The sequence below is a fragment of the Corynebacterium sp. MSK122 genome, assembly GCF_030229435.2.
GTDB classification, from domain to species: domain Bacteria; phylum Actinomycetota; class Actinomycetes; order Mycobacteriales; family Mycobacteriaceae; genus Corynebacterium; species Corynebacterium marquesiae.
The window spans coordinates 1-18,904 of record NZ_JASPHV020000007.1 but is presented as its reverse complement, the minus strand read 5'-3'; the positions used below and the strand labels follow the sequence as shown (position 1 = coordinate 18,904).

Annotated in this window: 19 protein-coding genes; 5 read left to right on the top strand and 14 right to left on the bottom strand. The window is 58.4% G+C overall.

From position 1 onward, the window contains the following. Positions 1 to 81 precede the first annotated feature (81 nt). Positions 82 to 1,434, top strand: a complete 1,353-nt coding sequence (locus tag QP934_RS04385) for a TrkH family potassium uptake protein (RefSeq protein WP_419126895.1) — start codon at positions 82 to 84, stop codon at positions 1,432 to 1,434. Further along, a complete protein-coding gene (locus tag QP934_RS04380; RefSeq protein ID WP_049379102.1) occupies positions 1,427 to 2,119 on the top strand; it encodes a potassium channel family protein in 693 nt (230 codons plus the stop codon). Before QP934_RS04385 ends, QP934_RS04380 begins: the two co-directional genes overlap by 8 nt. Here the strand turns inward: QP934_RS04380 and pth (QP934_RS04375) are convergent. Then, positions 2,116 to 2,763: an aminoacyl-tRNA hydrolase gene (pth, locus tag QP934_RS04375; protein WP_419126894.1), complete on the bottom strand. Its 648-nt coding sequence runs from the start codon at positions 2,761 to 2,763 to the stop codon at positions 2,116 to 2,118. The two genes, QP934_RS04380 and pth (QP934_RS04375), sit on opposite strands and share 4 nt — an antisense overlap. A gap of 35 nt (positions 2,764 to 2,798) precedes the next feature. Between pth (QP934_RS04375) and QP934_RS04370 the strand changes: the two genes are divergently transcribed. Continuing rightward, positions 2,799 to 3,782 (top strand): nitronate monooxygenase, encoded by a 984-nt coding sequence (locus tag QP934_RS04370; RefSeq protein ID WP_340419142.1) that lies wholly within the window; start codon positions 2,799 to 2,801, stop codon positions 3,780 to 3,782. Between the two features lie 64 nt (positions 3,783 to 3,846). Then, entirely contained in the window at positions 3,847 to 5,301 is a 1,455-nt protein-coding gene (locus QP934_RS04365) for a glyceraldehyde-3-phosphate dehydrogenase (RefSeq protein ID WP_408933131.1), read from the top strand. Positions 5,302 to 5,443: 142 nt separating this feature from the next. On the opposite strand, the gene QP934_RS04360 is transcribed toward QP934_RS04365, so the two are convergent. The 11 genes from QP934_RS04360 to QP934_RS04310 form a co-directional block, all read right to left on the bottom strand. Continuing rightward, positions 5,444 to 6,934 carry a hypothetical protein gene (locus QP934_RS04360; protein WP_419126893.1) on the bottom strand — a complete coding sequence of 497 codons (1,491 nt, stop codon included), beginning with the start codon at positions 6,932 to 6,934 and terminating at the stop codon, positions 5,444 to 5,446. Further along, on the bottom strand, positions 6,927 to 7,640 hold the full coding sequence (locus QP934_RS04355; protein ID WP_419126892.1) for an ATP-binding cassette domain-containing protein: 714 nt from the start codon (positions 7,638 to 7,640) through the stop codon (positions 6,927 to 6,929). Before QP934_RS04355 ends, QP934_RS04360 begins: the two co-directional genes overlap by 8 nt. An 86-nt stretch (positions 7,641 to 7,726) precedes the next feature. Continuing rightward, positions 7,727 to 8,386, bottom strand: a complete 660-nt coding sequence (locus QP934_RS04350; RefSeq protein WP_419126891.1) for a response regulator — start codon at positions 8,384 to 8,386, stop codon at positions 7,727 to 7,729. Beyond that, entirely contained in the window at positions 8,379 to 9,557 is a 1,179-nt protein-coding gene (locus QP934_RS04345; protein ID WP_419126890.1) for a sensor histidine kinase, read from the bottom strand. The genes QP934_RS04350 and QP934_RS04345 overlap by 8 nt, the downstream gene beginning before the upstream one ends. A gap of 26 nt (positions 9,558 to 9,583) precedes the next feature. Then, positions 9,584 to 10,471, bottom strand: a complete 888-nt coding sequence (gene ppk2, locus QP934_RS04340) for a polyphosphate kinase 2 (RefSeq protein ID WP_419126889.1) — start codon at positions 10,469 to 10,471, stop codon at positions 9,584 to 9,586. A gap of 76 nt (positions 10,472 to 10,547) precedes the next feature. Then, a complete protein-coding gene (locus tag QP934_RS04335; RefSeq protein WP_419126888.1) occupies positions 10,548 to 11,408 on the bottom strand; it encodes a fumarylacetoacetate hydrolase family protein in 861 nt (286 codons plus the stop codon). A 5-nt stretch (positions 11,409 to 11,413) separates the two neighbouring features. After that, on the bottom strand, positions 11,414 to 11,944 hold the full coding sequence (pth, locus tag QP934_RS04330; protein WP_340419149.1) for an aminoacyl-tRNA hydrolase: 531 nt from the start codon (positions 11,942 to 11,944) through the stop codon (positions 11,414 to 11,416). Positions 11,945 to 12,036: 92 nt separating this feature from the next. Beyond that, positions 12,037 to 12,687, bottom strand: coding sequence for a 50S ribosomal protein L25/general stress protein Ctc (locus QP934_RS04325; protein ID WP_419126887.1), 651 nt, complete (start codon positions 12,685 to 12,687; stop codon positions 12,037 to 12,039). A gap of 254 nt (positions 12,688 to 12,941) precedes the next feature. Further along, positions 12,942 to 13,916, bottom strand: coding sequence for a ribose-phosphate diphosphokinase (locus QP934_RS04320; RefSeq protein WP_049379117.1), 975 nt, complete (start codon positions 13,914 to 13,916; stop codon positions 12,942 to 12,944). Between the two features lie 15 nt (positions 13,917 to 13,931). After that, complete coding sequence (gene glmU, locus QP934_RS04315) at positions 13,932 to 15,377, bottom strand: bifunctional UDP-N-acetylglucosamine diphosphorylase/glucosamine-1-phosphate N-acetyltransferase GlmU (RefSeq protein ID WP_419126886.1); 1,446 nt, start codon at positions 15,375 to 15,377, stop codon at positions 13,932 to 13,934. 67 nt (positions 15,378 to 15,444) lie between these two features. Beyond that, positions 15,445 to 16,641, bottom strand: a complete 1,197-nt coding sequence (locus tag QP934_RS04310; protein ID WP_419126885.1) for an MFS transporter — start codon at positions 16,639 to 16,641, stop codon at positions 15,445 to 15,447. A 122-nt stretch (positions 16,642 to 16,763) separates the two neighbouring features. On the opposite strand from QP934_RS04310, the gene QP934_RS04305 reads away from it, so the two are divergent. Beyond that, positions 16,764 to 17,480, top strand: a complete 717-nt coding sequence (locus QP934_RS04305) for a trimeric intracellular cation channel family protein (protein WP_284792205.1) — start codon at positions 16,764 to 16,766, stop codon at positions 17,478 to 17,480. A 54-nt stretch (positions 17,481 to 17,534) separates the two neighbouring features. Here QP934_RS04305 and QP934_RS04300 read toward each other — a convergent pair whose 3' ends face one another. Together QP934_RS04300 and QP934_RS04295 are read right to left on the bottom strand one after the other, a co-directional pair. Further along, positions 17,535 to 17,882, bottom strand: coding sequence for a tyrosine-type recombinase/integrase (locus QP934_RS04300; RefSeq protein ID WP_419126935.1), 348 nt, complete (start codon positions 17,880 to 17,882; stop codon positions 17,535 to 17,537). A gap of 813 nt (positions 17,883 to 18,695) precedes the next feature. Then, positions 18,696 to 18,875 carry a hypothetical protein gene (locus QP934_RS04295; protein WP_419126884.1) on the bottom strand — a complete coding sequence of 60 codons (180 nt, stop codon included), beginning with the start codon at positions 18,873 to 18,875 and terminating at the stop codon, positions 18,696 to 18,698. Positions 18,876 to 18,904: the final 29 nt, after the last annotated feature.

Below are 18,904 nucleotides of genomic sequence, written 5' to 3'. Positions count from 1 at the left end.
AACACCAATGCTAACCGTCCACCGAGGGGTAGTGCCGGCCAGCAGTTTCCCTGCGCCGAAAGCAGGTCTATACTTCCGCTGGTGAAACGTTTGCTTTCCATACGGCAGTGGGGCCCGGCGCGATTGACCGCGGCTGGCTTCCTTGTGCTGATTCTGGTGGGAACGGTTTTGCTCATGCTGCCGTTCGCCGAGGCCGGCACCGCCCGCGCTTCCTTCCTGTCTGCCTTGTTTACTGCTACGTCTGCGGTCTCGCTTACCGGCCTCATCGTCGTGGACACCGGCAGTTTTTGGAGCCCGGCCGGCCAGGTCATCATCTTGGCACTTATACAACTGGGCGGCCTGGGCATCATGTCGCTCGCTTCGCTATCTGGCCTGCTATTTACCGGCCGGATTAGCTTTAAGGCGCGCAAAACCGGCGCTTATGAGGGGCGCCCTATCGCCCCTGGTGGTATCCGCAAGACGCTGATTTTTACTTTCGCATTTACCGCGGTGGCTGAGAGCATCATCGCCGTCATTGTGGCTGCGCGCTTGATGATTGGCTATGGGCATTCCTTTCCGCGCGCAGTATGGGAGGGCATCTTTCATGCGGTTTCTGCGTTTAACAATGCGGGATTTAGCACCAATAGCGATAACCTGGTGCCCTTTGTTTCTGATGCCTGGATTTTGCTGCCCTTGGCCGCCGCATTGATTGGTGGCGGTTTAGGTTTTCCGGTGTGGGCGGAGTTGGCGCGGTTGGTACGCCGCGATCGCCATGTGGTCCACCGCATTTCCATTACTGCCCGCATGACCCTAACGGCCACAATGGTGCTCCTGCTCGCCGGCGGCGTCTTTTTCGCGTGCATGGAGTGGACTGGGCTTTTGTCCTCGATGTCGCTGGGGGATAAGTTGCTCAACTCTTTCTTTGCTAGTGCATCTCCGCGCACGGCGGGGTTTAATGCTATCGATTATGGCCAGGCACACCCCATTACACTGATGGGCACCGATATTTTGATGTTCATCGGTGGTGGCTCTGCCGGTACCGCCGGCGGCATTAAAGTCACCACCGCTTGCGTGCTCTTGGCTGCCATGGCAGCAGAATTTACGGGCCGGGAAACCACCACCATTGGCCACCGCAGCCTTCCGCGATCGGTAACCCGCCAGGCGCTGGCGCTGAGCTTTGCCGGCGTCATGGTGGTCACGCTGGGCGTGGCGGCCCTGCGCTTTTTCGATCCAGAATTCAGTGGTGACCAAGTTTCTTTCGAAGTGCTCTCCGCATTCGCTACGGTGGGCTTGTCCACCGGAATTACCGCGAGCCTGTCTGCACCCTCGCAGATTGTGCTATGCCTCATCATGTACCTGGGTCGCATTGGCCCAACCACCTTGGTAGCAGCGCTGGCGGCGAAATCCGTTAGCCGGCGCTATAGCTTCCCCGAAGAAAGGCCGTTCCTTGGCTAATATTCTCAAGGCGTTGGGACGCTCCCGCGCCGGCATCGATATTCCGCCCGTCGTCGTTATTGGGTTAGGCCGATTTGGTTCCTCGCTTGCTCATGAGCTGATGGCCAATGGCGTTGAGGTCCTCGGCATCGACTCCAGCGAAAAGCGCGTGCGCGAAGAAGCTCCCTACCTCACCGAGACCATTGCGGCCGATACCACTGACCCAGAGGCCTTGCGCCAGCTGGGCGTGGAGGAGGTCGAGCGCGTCATTGTCGCCATCGGCTCCCATTTGGAAGACTCCATTCTTACCGCATCTAACCTGGTGGAGTTGGGGGTGAAAGATATCTGGGCCAAGGCTGATTCGGAGGCACATGCGCGTATTCTCAGCCAGATTGGTACCCACCACGTCATCCGGCCCGAGCGTGATACTGGCCGCCGCGTGGCTTACCTGTTGGGCGGGCGTTTCCGTGATTTTGCGGAGATTGCTACTGATTATGGCGTGACCCAGATGGCCGTTCCTAGTTCATTGGTGGGCCGGCCGCTCGACCTTTCTGCCATCTGGCGCACGCACCGTGTGCAATTGGTCTCTGTGCGCCGCGCGGAAGGGGAGTGGGCCCCGCTTGCCGACGCCACCGAGCTCACCCCCACCGATTTCATCGTCGCCGCCGGCAGCCCCCAGGCCCTAGAAAAATTTTCCCAGTGCTAGCGCGAGTGGATCTGGTTCTGGGCCTTGCCTAACCCGTCTGTCACGATGAGGCGGGCGGCCTCGGCCGCGGTGGCGATGGCGTCATCAAAGCCGGCGCCCGCATCCACGGGGCCCAATACGTAATCCGGAATGGACGATCCCTTGGGTGGTCGGGCAATACCAATGCGCACGCGCAGATAGTCGCGGGTGCCCAAGCGCTCCGTGAGCGACTTGAGTCCGTTGTGCCCATTTTCATTTCCGCCCTGCTTGATCCGGATCTTATTGGCCGGAAGGTCCAGATCATCGTGGAGAACAATGATGTGATCTGGGGCGATTCCTAGCTGCTGTGCCAGCGGCGCTACTGGATCGCCAGAAAGATTCATAAAGGTTCCCGAACGCACGGCAAGTACTTTCTGCCCCGCCCAGCTAAGTGGCGCGACCTGCACATCCATCCCACGTACCGGCTCGAGTACGTCTCCGTCTGCGGCTAATAGATCATCGATGGCCATATAGCCCACATTGTGGCGGGTAGCGGCATACTTTGCGCCGGGATTGCCCAAGCCCACAATAAGCCACTCCGCCTCAAGCTCGGACGGTGTGAGTCCTAGTTGCGGCTTATCCTTCGAGCCAAAGATCCGTGCGAAAAAATCTCCTAAATCTGCCACTGCGCTAGCTTCCTCTCTCGGTAGGGTGGGGTGGTATGAGTCAGGTTATTAGCTCCCTTTCCCGTAGCGTAATTCCCGCGCCCATGGCCGGCGGTCCCACCACCCCGGAACTAGTGCGCGCCGCCCATGCCGCCGGCTCTTTTGGCACCTTAGGTGTGGGCTCTGCGAGCATAGACACTGCCCGCACACAGATTGACCAGTGCGCCGGCATTCCGTTTGGAGTAAACCTCTTTTGCCCACAACAGCCGCTTTCCGGGGCACAACGTACCGCCGCACGCGAGCTGGCGGAAGCAGAAAACCAGCCATTGCCCGATCCCGATTACTCCTTTGGCTTTGCAGAGAAGCTGGCTCTAGCGCTGCGCGGTGGCGCCCGCGTGGTGTGGTCCATGTTTGGAACCTTCACACCCGAACAGATAGAGCGAATCCACGCCGCGGGCGCAGAGGCCTGGACCACCGTCACCACTTCTGCGGAGGCAACCGCGGCCGCACGTCGCGGCGTCGATGTGCTCTGCGTCCAAGGCCCGGCCGCCGGTGGCCATCGCGGAACCTGGGATTTAGCCGCGACTCCCGATTCCCGCGACTTGGAAGAGCTAGTGTCCGACGTGCATACCGCAGCCCCTGATCTTCCTCTCATCGCTGCTGGCGGCCTGCGCACTGCAGACGATATAGCCACCGCTATGTCCTGGGACGGCGTCGGCGCATGTTCCTGCGGTTCCGCATTTTTGCTCACCGAAGAGGCGGGAACGAGTGACTACAACCGGCAGCTACTGCGCCGTGGTGGGCAGACCGTGTCTACCCGTGCTTTCTCGGGCCGCTTTGCCCGTGGACTAGAAACTCAGTACACCCGCAGTCATCCCAACCTTCCACCGGTTTATCCGCTCTTGAATCCTGTGCTTAAGGAACGCCGTGCACAGCACGATGATGCCGTAGCTTATTGCCTCGTAGGAACCGAAGTGGAGAAAATAAACGGGGGTACTGTGGCCAACATCCTGAACGAACTATGCCAAAACCCACAGTAGTAGGCGCTAATATTTATGTTTGAAGATTTAATGCCACCCCCGTGACAGAAAAGGAATGAATTACGTGACTGCGAACGCACATGTTGGCCATGATGATTGGAACGAGCGCCTCGAGCTGGCGCAGCAGATGATTCCGCTCATTCACCAGCTGCACCGCAACAATAACGTTGTCACCACCATCTTCGGCCGCCCACTGGTGGGCCAGACCGATATCGACATCATCAAGTCTCACCGCTATGGCCGCCGCATCGCGCAGCGCCACCTGTCCACGGCGGAGACCCTGCCTATCCTGGTGGAATTGGCAGACATGAATCTGGGCGCCGCAAGCGTCGACCTCGGCCGCTTGGTCCTCGGGTGGGAGGAGTCCAACGAGGAAAACCTCCGCATGTACCTGGAAGGCGAGCTGTGCGAGATCGTCGGTGCTGGCGTTGACTTAGAGACCACCGACGTCGTCCTCTACGGCTTCGGCCGCATCGGCCGCCTGCTGGCCCGCCTGCTCGTCGCCCGCGAGGCAGCATATGGTGGCGTTCGCCTGCGCGGCATCGTCCTGCGCAAGAAGGGCGACGGTGACATCCTCAAGCGCGCTTCCTTGCTGCGCCGCGATTCCGTCCACGGTGCTTTCAACGGCACCATCTCCGTGGATGAGGAAAATGAGGTCATTTGGGCCAATGGCACCAAGATCCAGATGATTTACGCAAACGATCCGTCCGAGATTGACTACACCTCTTATGGCATCAACAACGCCATCTTGGTAGATAACACCGGCGCATGGCGCGACCGCGAGGGCCTGTCTCAGCACCTTAAGGCCAAGGGCATCTCCCGCGTGCTGCTGACCGCGCCGGGCAAGGGCGATATCAAGAACATCGTCTATGGCATCAATAACGACAACATCGCCGATGAGGATCAGATTCTCTCCGCTGCATCCTGCACCACCAACGGCATTACCCCGGTTCTCAAGGTCATCAATGACCGCTACGGTGTAACCCACGGCCACGTGGAGACCGCGCACTCATTCACCAATGACCAGAACCTCATCGATAACTACCACAAGGGCGATCGCCGCGGTCGCGCCGCAGGCCTGAACATGGTGCTTACCGCTACCGGCGCAGCCAAGGCTGTGGCTAAGGCTCTGCCGGAATTTGAGGGCAAGCTCACCGGCAATGCCATCCGCGTTCCTACCCCGGACGTGTCCATGGCCGTGCTCAACCTCGAGCTGTCCAAGGAAGTAGAGCGTGATGAGGTCAACGACTTCCTGCGCAATGTCTCTTTGCACTCCGACCTGCGCCAGCAGATTTCCTACATTGCCTCCCCAGAGGTTGTTTCCTCTGACTTCATCGGCAATACCCACGCTGGCATCGTCGACGGCGTTGCTACCATCGCCTCCGGCAAGCACCTGGTGCTGTACGTGTGGTACGACAACGAGTATGGCTACTCCAACCAGGTAGTACGCATCGTAGAAGAGCTGGCGCACACCCGCCCGGTTGTTCTGCCAAAGCGTGTATCTCCTGCTGAGCTTTAAACACACCTAGCCCAAGCCCGCGGCTTAACCGCGGGCTTTAGTCGTTTTATCCTTATGCCCCGGCGCTGGGCCGATATTGCAGCCGCGTTGTTAACCCAAAACGGACTGAGGCGCCCGATATTGTGGCTGCTTTGTAGCGTATCTACCTTGTGGGTCGCAGAGCAGTAGTCCGTAGTAACCGTGCGGATGCCCATGAACCAGCGACAGCAATCAATAATGTCAGAAGCGCCGCGACGGTGTAGCGTCCAGGAGAATCGGCATTCATCGGCCACGTTGGAAAGGCAAGGAGCCACAAGAAGGTCTTGGCTAGTACATCACCGCCGAGGGTTACGGAGACTATCGTGCCTACGATAGTGAAGGCGAGCGCGCTCAAAATACCGAGAAGCAGCACGATAACTAGGGAAACTACCGTGATGGCAAAGCCCACCCCCACAGCCAGAGGCAGCTGTGCTGCTGCGGTCGTGGCAGAACCCCCAGAGCAGACCATCGCGAACGATGCGGCAGAACACACGATCACAACAGTGCCAAATAGCCACAAAAGAAGTGCGATTGGGCTATAGCGCGACTCAATATAACTGAGAGGCCACGAGGGCGCGAGAAGGGGCCACACCATCACTGGAAGGGTCCCCGCACCTACCGGTAGCAATAGGAAGAGGAAGAATCCTTCTACATAGCTGGGCGGGTAGATAGCGGAGAGGAAAACCAGAGCCAGTGCGGTTAAAGCTAGGCAGGCGATGAGTGCGGGGCTCAAAGCGGCACGGTGAAGTCCGCGCACCGCGCCCAAAAGCCGGGAACGAGCGGCGGCACGAGGTATAACTGCGGGGGTCCAAGTTCCAGCAGCGGTAGTTGGTGCGGCAGTAGTAGCAGGTGCCTCCGCGCGGCGGAGCAGAGAAAGAGGTCGTGTACGGCGAGGAGTAAGGATTGCTGCGCAGGCACCGACTACCGCCAATAGGAGACATAGCACCGCAGCAGGCACAGGACTTTCTTGCAGCAGCGGATCTCCCGGATCGAGAGGAACGGAATTTTGATGAATGCGCAGTGCAGGAAGTAATAGCCGCAACGGCCATGCTGGAGGGAAAGCCCACCACGCATTGCCTTCGACAATGCTCGGTAAAACACTAACTACCTGCCAGACAATACCCGCACCGAGCGCGGCGGCGAGACCACAACGACGTGCACTCCCTGCAGCGAGACCGGCGATGCCGATGGCACCCAGGAAGGAATAGACTCCAGCTACTAGTAACAATTGATGGTTCGCTCGTCCTTGAAGTGCGACCACTGCCCAGGAAACTCCGAAATTCAGGAGGTGGAAGGCCGCTAGGCTGGTGAGAATGACAAGAAAGCGTGATGCCTGTTCATAGTGAGGATTGACTCGCCGCCACAGTGTTCCGCCGCTCCGGGTACGGGCCTCTCGGTGTTCGGGAACAGTGGCAAAAAGCGCAATGAGAGGTGCATACATGCCCGTGATGAACATGGACTGCCATCCTAAGACGCCAGTAGCGTCCTTCGCGGAGGACGCAAAGGAGGAAAATAGTACGGTCATCACCACGAGCGGTATGGCTAGGAGCGGGAGCCATTGCAGCGCGCTACCGCGGCTGCGCAGGAACTCGGCGGAAAGGTAGCGCTTAAACATGGCGCCCACCATCCGGAGACGTCAGGTGGAAAAATTCTGCTTCAAGTTGACCACTGGGAGCCAAGTTCTCCAGTGCGCCGGAATAACGAATGGAACCCTCAGCAAGGATGGTGATGTCTTGGGCTAGATGGACAACCTCGCCGAGCTGATGTGAGCTCACGATTACGGTGTGGCCGACAGAAGCAAGCTTTTGCAAGAGGTTCCGCAGTTCTACAATGCCTTGCGGATCAAGGCCATTTTGTGGTTCATCCAGCACCAGGATTTCTGGATCGCCTAGGAGAGCCTGAGCCAAGGCGAGGCGTGCCTTCATACCGGTAGAAAAAGTCTTTGCCTTTTTGGAACCAACTTCGTTGAGACCGGCGATAGCGAGCACGCGGTCGACCTCAGCCTCCGGCAGCCCGAGCAATCTAGTATGTACGCGAAGATTGGCTGCAGCAGTGAGATGCCCGTAAAAGGCAGGGCCGTTGACGGAGGCACCAACGTGGTCGAGGACTTCACGAGACCAGGGAACGCCATCTACTTTAACCATTCCGGAATCGGCGGAGAGCAGGCCTAAAAAGATCGAAAAAAGCGTAGATTTTCCGGCGCCATTGCGTCCCAATAAGGCGTGGACGCGACCAGGCGCGATGCGAAAATCTACGTCGCGCAAAACCATGTGAGGCCCAAAAGACTTGGAGACGTGCTCAAAGGAGACTTCATAATTCATACTGCGTAGTCTTGCGCGCTGGGACGCGAATATCTTCCGCCCACAAGACGGACTTTGCAGCGAACATCTCCTACCGTAGTAGGAGACTAGGCAATTCCAGCACGCTGAGCCAGCAAAACCAGCGCCACTCGGTCGCGCGCGGCAAGCTTGGAAAGTAGCGCCGAGACATGAGTCTTTACCGTCGTGTCAGCGATGACCATCTCGGCGGCGATTTCAGAATTCGTGGCCCCTCGGGCGATGAGCGAAAGTACCTCCATCTCGCGCTGGGTAACCAGACTAAGCCCTTGGCGTTCCTGCGCGCTCAATTGTCCACGGGTAAGGGCGGTGCGGTAGGTCTCCAGGACCGGTCCAGTTACCTGAGCAGCCAGTACCGATGCGCCCTTGGCGACGTCCCGGACAGCCCGCGCCAGCACCTCCGGATCGGCATCTTTGAGCAGAAATCCATGTGCGCCAGCGGCGATAGATTGAGCCACCAAATCGTCTTCATTAAATGTGGTGAGCATGATGACGCGGCAGTCAGGGACGCGAGAAAGGATTGCTTGGGCCGCGGCGATACCGTCCATTCCCGGCATTCGGATATCCAGGATGGCTACATCAATGCGGTGGCTCATCGCCGCGGTGACGGCTTCTGCGCCGGTGTTCGCGGTGACAACGACCTCAATATCATCCTGTGCGTTGAGAATGGTGGACAAAGCGGCGACAAGCATCGCTTGGTCATCGGCGAGCAGGACACGAATCTTAGACACGGCTTTCCTTCTGCAACGGTAGTTCGGCGCGCACGATGAACTTTTTGGCATCGCCCCGGGTCTCCAGATTTCCACCCAAAGCGTGCGCGCGTTCTGCAATGCCGACAAGACCCACACCGCTGCCGGGCACTTGGCTGGCAGTTGGGGAGGGGTTGGTAGATTTAAGGGCGATCTGGGCGACGTCGGCTAGCGCTAGCTCTACTTCCACCCGTGTACCGGCTCCTTGATGCCGCAACGCATTAGTTAGGCCTTCAGAAATGATGCGCACCAGTGCCAACTGCGTGAGCGCTGGAACTTCGCAATTTTGCGGCAGGCGGGCAGAAATGTCCAAGCCCGCCGCGCGGAAGCCATCGATGATTCCCTCGATGTGCTCTAGCTGCGTGGTTGGCTTCAGCGTGGTGGGACCAGTGCTGCGCAGCGCAGTGACGATGCCACGAACCTCTTCCAACGCAGAATCTGCACCATCACGAATGCTGGCCAGCGCTTCCTCGGTAGCTTTAGCATCTGATCGCCCGGCAATGATTCCAGCATTCGCCTGAACCTTTATCAAAGTTAGGGAATGGGCCAATACATCATGCAACTCTCGTGCGATGAGCAATCGCTCTTCCTCTTGGGCTTGGCGGAAACGCTTTTGGGCTAGGTGCTCGCGCTGGCGTGCCAAGTCGAAGTAGCGTGCGGCGGCGAAGTAGGTGGTGCCCAAAACAGCCCAGTGCACGACCAACATGGCCAAGTAGCGGCGGTCCAGTTGGTAATGCAAAACGAAAGACTCCGGATCTATGCGCCACATGAATGGCGAAATGAAGGAGCCAAGAATCGTTAGAGCCAGCACCGTGCGGGGAATGGCGCGGCGCGTGACATAGCGGGAGGTGGCATACACCGCCATGGGTGCAGTCAGGGCCCAAGGGGTAAGCCCTAGATTGGTGGGCAGCTGGCTCATCCAAGCCACGGCCCATGCCGCGAGCAACACAATAAAGCCCGTGGCGCTAAGCACGGGACGGCTCCGCCAGATCCACATAAATGGCAGGAAGAGCAACGATAGAACTGCCTGAATAATCTCAATTATACTGGGATTCTTCGCGGCAGAAATGACATAAAATAGCGCAATGAGCACCGCCACCGCGGTGAGGATTTTATCTCCTAAACGCGCTTGCGCGACGGTGTCAGTGCTCATGAATGAAGATAGTAATACAGCCGGTGCTACTTCTTCTTATCCTTCTTCTTGACCTTCTTTGAGGTCTTCTTCGCCGTCTTGTGCTCGGACTTGCGTTCCAGCTTGGCGGCGACGTCTGGTACGTAGCGGAACTCTTCGCGGGCAGGGCGCTCATAGGTTTCGCCATCGGAATCCGGGCGCTGTGGGATTTCAGGCATCTCGCGCTCGATCTTCTCGTAGGGAATGGTGCTCAGCAGGTGCGAGATGACATTGATGCGCGAGCGCTTCTTATCTTCCGATTCCACGGTGTACCACGGCGCGGTTGGGGTATCGGTGTGGATGAACATCGCATCCTTGGCACGGGAGTAGTCCTCCCAGCGGGTAATGGACTGCAGATCCATAGGGGAGAGCTTCCAACGGCGCAGCGGATCGTTGCGGCGGGACTCAAAGCGCTTAATCTGCTCTTCATCAGAAACAGAGAACCAGTACTTGCGCAGCATGATGCCGTCTTCTACCAACATCTGCTCAAAGGTGGGTGCTTGGTGCAGGAAGCGGACGTATTCCTGATCGGTGCAAAAGCCCATGACGCGCTCGACACCGGCGCGGTTGTACCAGGAGCGGTCAAAGATGACGATTTCGCCCTTGGTAGGCAGCTTTTCCACGTAACGCTGGAAGTACCACTGGCCCTGTTCGCGCGAGTTCGGTGCAGGTAGCGCCTCGACGCGGCAGGTGCGCGGGTTGAGGTACTGGGTGATGCGCTTAATCGCGGAGCCCTTGCCGGCGGCGTCGCGTCCCTCCATGATGATGACTACGCGGGCGCCGGTTTCAACGACCCACTGCTGCATGTCCACGAGCTCCGCTTGGAGGCGTTCGAGCTCCTTTTCGTAGGCCTTCTTGTTGAGTTTCTTAGGGGCTTTACTGCTTTTTGTGCTCATTAATCCAGCTTAACCGGCACAAGCGGCTGGGATGAAAACGCTACCGCCCACTTTGGAGTGAGAACCTGGGCACAGCTTAGGAACAAGTACAGCCGGGGCCGCAGCCGGGCTCTCCATAGCGGGTGGTATTAGAAATATGCCCCAAGCCTTCGATGGCGATGGTGACGTTCTGGCCGTCCTCGATAAATTGCTGCGGGGTGCGGGCAAAGCCCACGCCCTCCGGCGTGCCGGTAACGACGACGTCGCCTGGATTGAGTGGATAGAGCTGTGAGCAGAACTCGATGAGCTCAGCTACGGAAAAGATGAGGTCATCGGTATTATCGCGCTGCCTTTCCTCACCGCCTACGGTAGTGGTGAGGACAGCTCCGGACCCCGGTGACCACTCATCCGCGGTGGTAAGCCAAGGGCCGAAGCCGGCTGTGCAATAAAAGGATTTGCCGGCATGGAACTGGCTAGTTTGGCGCTGGAAGTCTCGCAGCGTGTAGTCATTCATGATGGCGTAGCCGGCCACATAATCCAGTGCTTCGTCACGGGTGACACGGTGGGCGCGCTCGCCGATGATGACCGCCAATTCTCCCTCATAATCCAGCTTCCGTGTGCCATATTCGGGAATGAAGACATCATCATAGGGGCCGGTGAGGGCATCGGCGAACTTGATGAACAAGGTGGGATGTTCGGGGAATTCGCGTCCCATCTCGCGGATATGCTTGGCGTAATTAAGCCCTACGCAGATGATTTTGCCGGGAGTTGGTACGACGGCTTCCAAATCAGCGTGGTCAAAGACCAAGGGCTCGCCGGAAAGCTGGGCGGCCTTGCGCCAATCTTCGCTGCGCAGCAGCTGGCCGACATCTTCATAATCCAATTCAACACCCACGTTATCGCCGTCGATGCGGATAGCGGAAGTTCCAAAGCCAGTGCGTAGGGTAGCCAATTTCATGGCGACTATCCTACGCGCAAGATTTCCTCGACCGCGTCGGCGCAAAGGATGGGGATTTCTGCCTTTTCCTGCTTTGCCCAAGGCTTGAGCACAAACGACGCAGGGTCCATGCGCCCCGGTGGGCGCCCGATTCCTATTGAAAGGCGTTGGTAGTCTTTGGTACCCAGAGACTTTGTGGTTGAACGCAACCCATTGTGGCCATGGTCGCCGCCGCCTTTGCGGAGCTTAATGGTGCCGAAATCGAGTTCTAGCTCATCGTGGATAACGATGATGTCAGCGGCTGAGAGATGAAAGTATTGGGTCAAAGCCTTGATCGGCCCGCCGGAGAGGTTCATATATGACCGTGGTTTTGCGCAGATAATTTTGCGGCCGCCAGCTATGCCCTCAGCGACTTCGGTGTTGGTCTTTTTGTGTACCGAAAAGCTGCTCATGAGCTTTCCTGCGAGTTCATCTGCCACATCGAAGCCGATATTGTGTCGGGTGTCTGCGTACTTGGGGCCGGGGTTGCCAAGGCCTACTACGAGAAGTGGAGTCACGCGCTCAATTGTCTCATAGGCAGAGAGAAAAACGGCAAGGCCGCCGCGAGAAGCGAATCTCACGGCGGCCTATGCGTGTGAAGGGGAGGGGATTACTCCTTGGAGACGGAGGACTCTTCGCCCTCGTCGACGGACTCGGCGCCAGCGTCAGCGCCGCCTTCCTCAGCAGCCTCAGCTGCTTCCTCGAGCTCCTCATCAACCTCAGGCAGGGAGATGGAGACGATAACGGTGTCTTCCTCTGCCACCAGGGTGGTGTCTTCCGGCATGGTGACGTCGGCGGCGGTGATAACTGCGCCGTCCTCGAGGCCCTCGATGGAAACCTCGAGCTCTTCCGGAATGTTCAGTACGTCTGCCTCAACCAGCAGTACGTCAGCATCCTGGATGTGCATGGTGCCTGGGGCCGGCTCGCCGGTCAGGGTAACCGGAACCTCAACCTCAACCTTCTCGCCGCGCTTAATAGCCAGCAGGTCAACGTGGTCGATGTCGAAGGTCAGGACGTTCTGGTCAACGTGCTTAACCATGGTCAGGTACTGCTCGCCGTCAATCTCCAGCTCCAGAACGGCGTTGACGCCGTTGTTGCGGACGAGGGACTGGATGTCCAGCAGTGGAACTGCGAAGTGGACCGGCTCCTGGTGGGAACCGTAGATGACGCCTGGAACCTTCCACTCGCGACGCAGGCGGCGTGCGACACCCTTGCCAAATTCGGTACGTGCTTCAGCCTTAATTACTGGGCGCTGTGCCATGCTTCGTTCTCCTTAGTTAAAGTAGTGCGGCGCGGCCAACGCGATAAAACGACGAAAGCCTGCCGATGGACGTCTTGGACGAGTCATCGCAGGCGTATATAAAAAGCAACATGCTCTAACTTCAATCGCGTCGATAACGGCTTCCTCAGCCTGAGGTCGCCCTCGCCGAGACTGAGTTAGATTAGCACGTGTGCCGGTAACAAATCAAAAGCCGCCGAAGTAAAATCTCGGCGACTAGTGATAGTAGAACATGTTTAGGCGCGGTCGAAAAGGGTGGTCACGGAACCATTCTCAAAGATCTCGTGGATGGTCTGTGCCAAAAGCGGTGCAATGGACAGCACCGTGAGGTTGGACCAGCCCTCGGTGGACTGCGGGAGGGTATCGGTGGTGATAACTTCCTCCGCGCCGCACTCGGACAGGCGCTCGCGGGCTGGATCAGAGAAGACGCCGTGGGTGCAGGCGATAATGACCTTCTTCGCACCGGCGTCCTTCAGAACGCGCACGGCGCCGGCGATGGTGCCACCGGTGTCAATCATGTCGTCGAGAAGCACGCAGTCCTTGCCCTCTACATCGCCGACCACGCGGTTGGACACCGTCTTATTGGCCTCAGTATTGGAGCGGGTCTTGTGCACGAAGGCCAGCGGGGCATCACCCAAGTCGTGGGCCCACTTTTCTGCCACCTTCACGCGGCCAGCATCCGGGGAGACCACGGTGATGTTATCGGTGGCGTACTTGGACTTGATGTAATCGGTCAATATGGGCTGGGCGTGCATGTGATCGACTGGGCCATCGAAGAAGCCCTGGATCTGATCGGTGTGCAGGTCCACGGACACGATGCGGTCCGCACCAGCAGCCTGCAGAAGGTCTGCTACCAGGCGGGCGGAAATTGGCTCGCGGCCCAGGTGCTTCTTATCCTGGCGTGCATATGGGTAGAAGGGCAGGATGGCGGTGATGCGCTTAGCGGAGCCACGCTTGAGAGCATCGATCATGATGAGCTGCTCCATTAGCCACTTGTTGAGCGGCTGGGTGTGAGACTGCATTACGAAGCAGTCGGCACCACGCACGGACTCTTCAAAGCGAATGAAGATTTCGCCGTTGGCGAAGTCGCGGGCGGTGGTAGGAACCAGATCGGTCTTGAGCTCCTTAGCCACAGCCTCCGCCAACTCTGGGTGTGCACGCCCAGAGAAGAGCTTCATGTTCTTGCTGCTACCAGTTACCTTGCCAGTCATGGGAGAATATGCCCCTTACTTTTCGTTGTCCTGCGCACGGGCTGCGGCATCAGCCGCGGGAGTACCCGGACGCTTCTTTTGAACCCAGCCCTCGATGTTGCGCTGTTTGCCACCGGAGACTGCGAGTGCTCCCGCAGGAACATCGTCTTTAATAACTGTACCCGCACCGGAGTATGCGCCATCACCGACATTGACCGGAGCGATAAACATTGTGTCAGAACCGGTGCGCACGTGGCTGCCGATGGTGGTGTGGTGCTTGTTCACGCCGTCGTAGTTCACAAAGACGGAGGAGGCGCCGATATTGGACTGCTCGCCCACGGTGGCATCGCCGATATAGGTCAGGTGCGGTACCTTGGAACCGCGCCCAATCTGGGTGTTCTTTGCCTCTACGAAGCCGCCGAGCTTTCCGTCCTCGCCCACCACGGTCTTCGGGCGGATATAGGTAAACGGGCCGACCTTAGCGTTGGTACCAATGACGGAATCGCTGCCATGGGTGCGCACGACAGAAGCGCCCTCGCCCACCTGCATATTGGTCAAGGTGGTGTCGGGGCCGATCTCGGCGTTATCGGCGATGCTGGTAGCGCCCCACAGCTGGGTACCTGGGTGAATAATGACATCGGAGCCCACGGTGACGTTGACGCCAATCCAGGTGGTGTCTGGATCCACGATGGTGGCGCCGCCGCGCATCGCCTTTTCTACCATGCGGCGGTTGAGCTCTCGGCCGGCAGCGGCGAGCTGCACGCGGTCATTGACACCCGCGAGTTCGGTCGGATCCGCTGCTACGTGCGCGCCGACGCCGTGTCCAGCGGTACGCGCAATCTCGAGCACATCGGTGATATACAACTCGCCTTGGGCGTTATTGGAGTCGAGCTTCTGGAGGGAGTCGGCAAGCACGCGCCCATCAAACGCGAAAACGCCGGAGTTGACCTCATCGACCTCGCGCTGCTCTTCGGTGGCATCCTTTTGCTCCACGATGGCAGACACGCTGCCGTCCGCAGCGCGAATGATGCGGCCGTAACCGGTCGGGTCATCGAGGCGCATCGAGAGCACAGTGACCGCGTTGCCCTGCTCGGTGTGGGTGGCGCGCAGGCTTTCGATGGTCTCCGGGGTAAGCAGCGGGACATCGCCGTTGGTGACAATGACGGTTCCCTTGAAGTCCGGAATCGGCTCCAAGCCGCAGGCCACGGCATGACCGGTGCCCAGCTGCTCCTCCTGCACTGCCTGCAGTACCTCGCAGTCCAACTCCTGGGCGATGGCATCCACGGCGGGGGAGACCTGATCGCGCTGGTGGCCCACCACCGTCACAATGCGCTCCGGGTTGATCCCGGCCGCAGCATGCAGAGCGTGGCCAAGCAAGGTGCGCCCGCCAATCTCATGCAAGGTTTTCTGCTTGGTGGACTTCATGCGGGTGCCGGCGCCAGCCGCAAGGACGACGACAGCACACGAGGTTGTTGCTACCACGGGTTATTGAACTCCTGGGGTCGAGTCTGATTCTTATCCGGACTACATCCTATAGCCCAAGTGCGATTTATGTGTGAGAAACCTCCTTCAGGCCGCGGGCGCGCCACACCCCGAGGAAACCAATAAGGGCAAGGAAGAGCAGCGCTGCCTCAGGTCCGGCCAGTGCCACCACGGAGGAAATGCCACCGACAATGAGTAGGATAATGCCCATCATCGTATTGGCCGCACCCACATACTGGGTGCGCTTATCGCCGCCGGCCATATCCACCACGTAGGTCTTTCGCGCCACGCGAATGGCCGTGTGCGCTAGGTTGACGGCGAAGAAGCCAATCGGCATGACCCAGGCATTGACCGCATCCGGTGCCCAGTGCGAGCTGGCGACCAAAAGCACCAGCACGACGGAAGCCACGGCCGCGCCCGCGGCCATGGTGTTCTTAGAGGACTTATCCGAATACACCCCGGAGATACGCCCGCCCACCAGGGAGGCTAGGCCGGAAGCAAGAACGAATCCGTAGAGCCCCGAAAGGTTGCTGCTGAGCAGCACAATAAAAGAGGTAGATAGCGCCGAAACGAGCAGGAGCGCGCGGACAATGACGAAGTTGCGAAATTGCCCGTCGCTAGTAAAAAGCTGCCAGGTATCCTTCCACCAGTGCTTATCGATGCCCCCTTCGGTTTCCTCTGGCACCGGCTCATCCACGCCCGAAAAGACCCACGCGGCAATGGCCCACGTGGCCGCACCAATGACGAGGACCGTGCCCATCATGGGAATGCTGAGCTCGCCCAAAAAGTAGAGGATAATGCCAGTCAACAAAGTAGCACCGCCACCGAGGGCTGCCGCGCTACCGGTCACCCGGCCACGTGCGCCCTTAGAAATGGTGCGCGCCTGCACGTCCTTGCCCGCAATCGAGCACAGCGCGCGGAAGAGGGACAGAGCCGCCAAGGCCACCAACGCCACCACGCCCAATACTGCCCCGCGGGTAAAAAATGCCGCGAGCGCGATGACCGCGGCGGATACCGCTTGGCCCAAAGAGCCGATAATCCACAGGCGCTTGCGGGCCTTATGCGTAGTCACCCACGGGGTCAGCGCCGCCTGCGGCAGCATCGAACCGGACTCGCGGATAGGGGTGAGCAGACCGGTAAAGAAGGCAGGCACTCCGGCCGCACTAAAAAGCGCGGGCAGGACCGTCTTGGCAGCAACAATCTGATCGCCCAAGTTTTGCAGGCCATTGGACCAGATGAAATACCGGGCATTGGATTTAGACATGAGAAATGCGATCTTTCAGAGAAACTAGTTGGTTAAATAAGAGCCATGCTGACACGCCGGAGAGTAAAACACGGCCGCAGTCACGCCGAAATTCTACCCGCGCGGCAGGAGGCCTAAGAATCATGCACGATGTTGATCCCCTCATCAATTCGCTCTACCAAGCCTTCGATCTTCTCGGCGTGGTTTTGAACGGCATCATTGGCGGCACCCTTGCCCGCCGCCGCGAATTCGACATTGTGGGCTTCGTGTTCCTCGCCCTCTTTTCCGGGCTGGCCGGTGGAATGATCCGCGACATGCTCATCGGGGATGGAGCAGCGGCAGCGATCTCAGACCCGTGGTACCTCGGCCTTGCATGCTGCGGTGCACTCATCGCATTCCTCATCGATCTCAAGGGCAAGGCCTGGGAGCTATTTCGCGAACACGGCGATGCCATCATCCTCGGTGTGTGGTCAACCACCGGCTGCGTCAAGGCGCTCACCCACGGCATGCCCCTTATTCCCTGTGTCTTCCTAGGCGTGCTCACCGCGGTGGGCGGCGGAATGGTCCGCGATATTGCCTCCGGGGAAATCCCCTCCATCTTTGGCGGCAGCCCCCTGTATGCCGTGCCCTCCATCCTCACCGGCATCGTCATGGTTGCCTTTGCCGATTACGGACAGTTTGCACTCGGCATGGTGGTTGCGCCGATCGTCGGCAGTGGCATGGCCATCGTGTCCTATTGGCGCGGCTGGGTCCTGCCCCGTGCCGGTGTAGCCCCCGTTAACTACACCGCCGCCCAAGTGGCGGCGATCGCGAAGAAAGCCGAGCTCAAAGGCTTTCGCCGCGGCAGGAAGAAAAACTAAAAAGCTTCCCCACCAGGACTCGAACCTAGTTAACACCCCAGCTAAACAGGCGTTTTATCCCCAATTGACGACATCCGAAAACCCTTCATCCAACTTCGCAGCTACAGAATCCAACCCATCATCAAACAACTCTGCATACACCCGCAAAGTCACCGACGCATCAGCATGTCCCAATTGGCGAGACACTGCCAACACGTTCGCCCCCGCATTTACCAGCAACCTTGCGGCCACATGCCTAAGCCCATGCGGAGCCACGCGCACCAACGACGGGTCCTTCACCATCGCTCGCTTCAATGCCCCGTCAAACCACGTATTATGCCCCGGTGTGCGTAACCACCCACCACGTTGGCCTGTCCACAACAACTCTTCCGAATCCAAATCAACACTTCTATCGGCCAACATTCTCATCACGTGCGACGCCACCGCCACCGTTCATCGCTCGTGTGCTTAGGCGTGCCCACCCGAATGCCGTTGACCACCTTTGCAGCGTTGCGTACCACATGAATCCGATGCCGCTCGGGGCTCAAATCGCGAGGGCGAAGCGCGATAGCTTCACCCCTCCGCAAACCCGACGTCCCCAAAAGCAAAATAAGATCTTCACGGTCGCCACACTCCGCAGCGAACAAACGCAACTTTTCCAGCGTCCAATAGACTTTCACCGTCGGCACCTTTCGTGGCAGTTTCACGCCAGGCGCCGGATTTTCACTAATACGCCTATCCGCTACCGCAACATCCAGCACCTGCGCCAAAGCATTATGCGCGGGCCGCACCCACGACGGTGAATACTCCAACCCCGATACCCATTGTTGAACTTCGGAGGGCTTAATTGACGCCACCGCCGCTAGTCCCCACTCTGGCTTTACACATCCGCGCCACACTTGTTGGTACAGTTCCCGCGTCGACGGCTTAACAGGCGACAATGTACTTAACCATGTGTTTCCAAGCTCAGTGACTGTTACGCGTCCTGAATTAGGGTTTATCCAGTCTTGTTCACGAATCGGCACTGCATTTTTATCCGACCATGCTTGAACTTCGTTCTTTGTGCGGAATCCACGCTTTGTGCGTGATTTGCCATCGGGGGAGCGGTATTGGACGCGCTAGGCTTTCCCCTGCTGCTTTTGCAGGATTTGATAGAAGACATTTTGTTGGGGTGGGGATAGAAAAATGCTCTGGGCGTTGTGGTAACGCACAGAGCACTAGTGGAGTTTGTTTTAGTTAAGCGAGCTTGCCCGCGATGATGATGATCTTTTCGACAACCTTCAGTGCGTCCTGAATCTTGTCAAAGTCGATGGTCTTGACGAACTTGTCGTAATTCACGTTGAAGTCTTCAATCTTGCTGGAAAGTGCGTCGAGCTTGTTGTGGATGTCGTCCTTGTTGCTGTCTCTTATACACATCTACGAGCCCACGAGACCCTGACCACTAT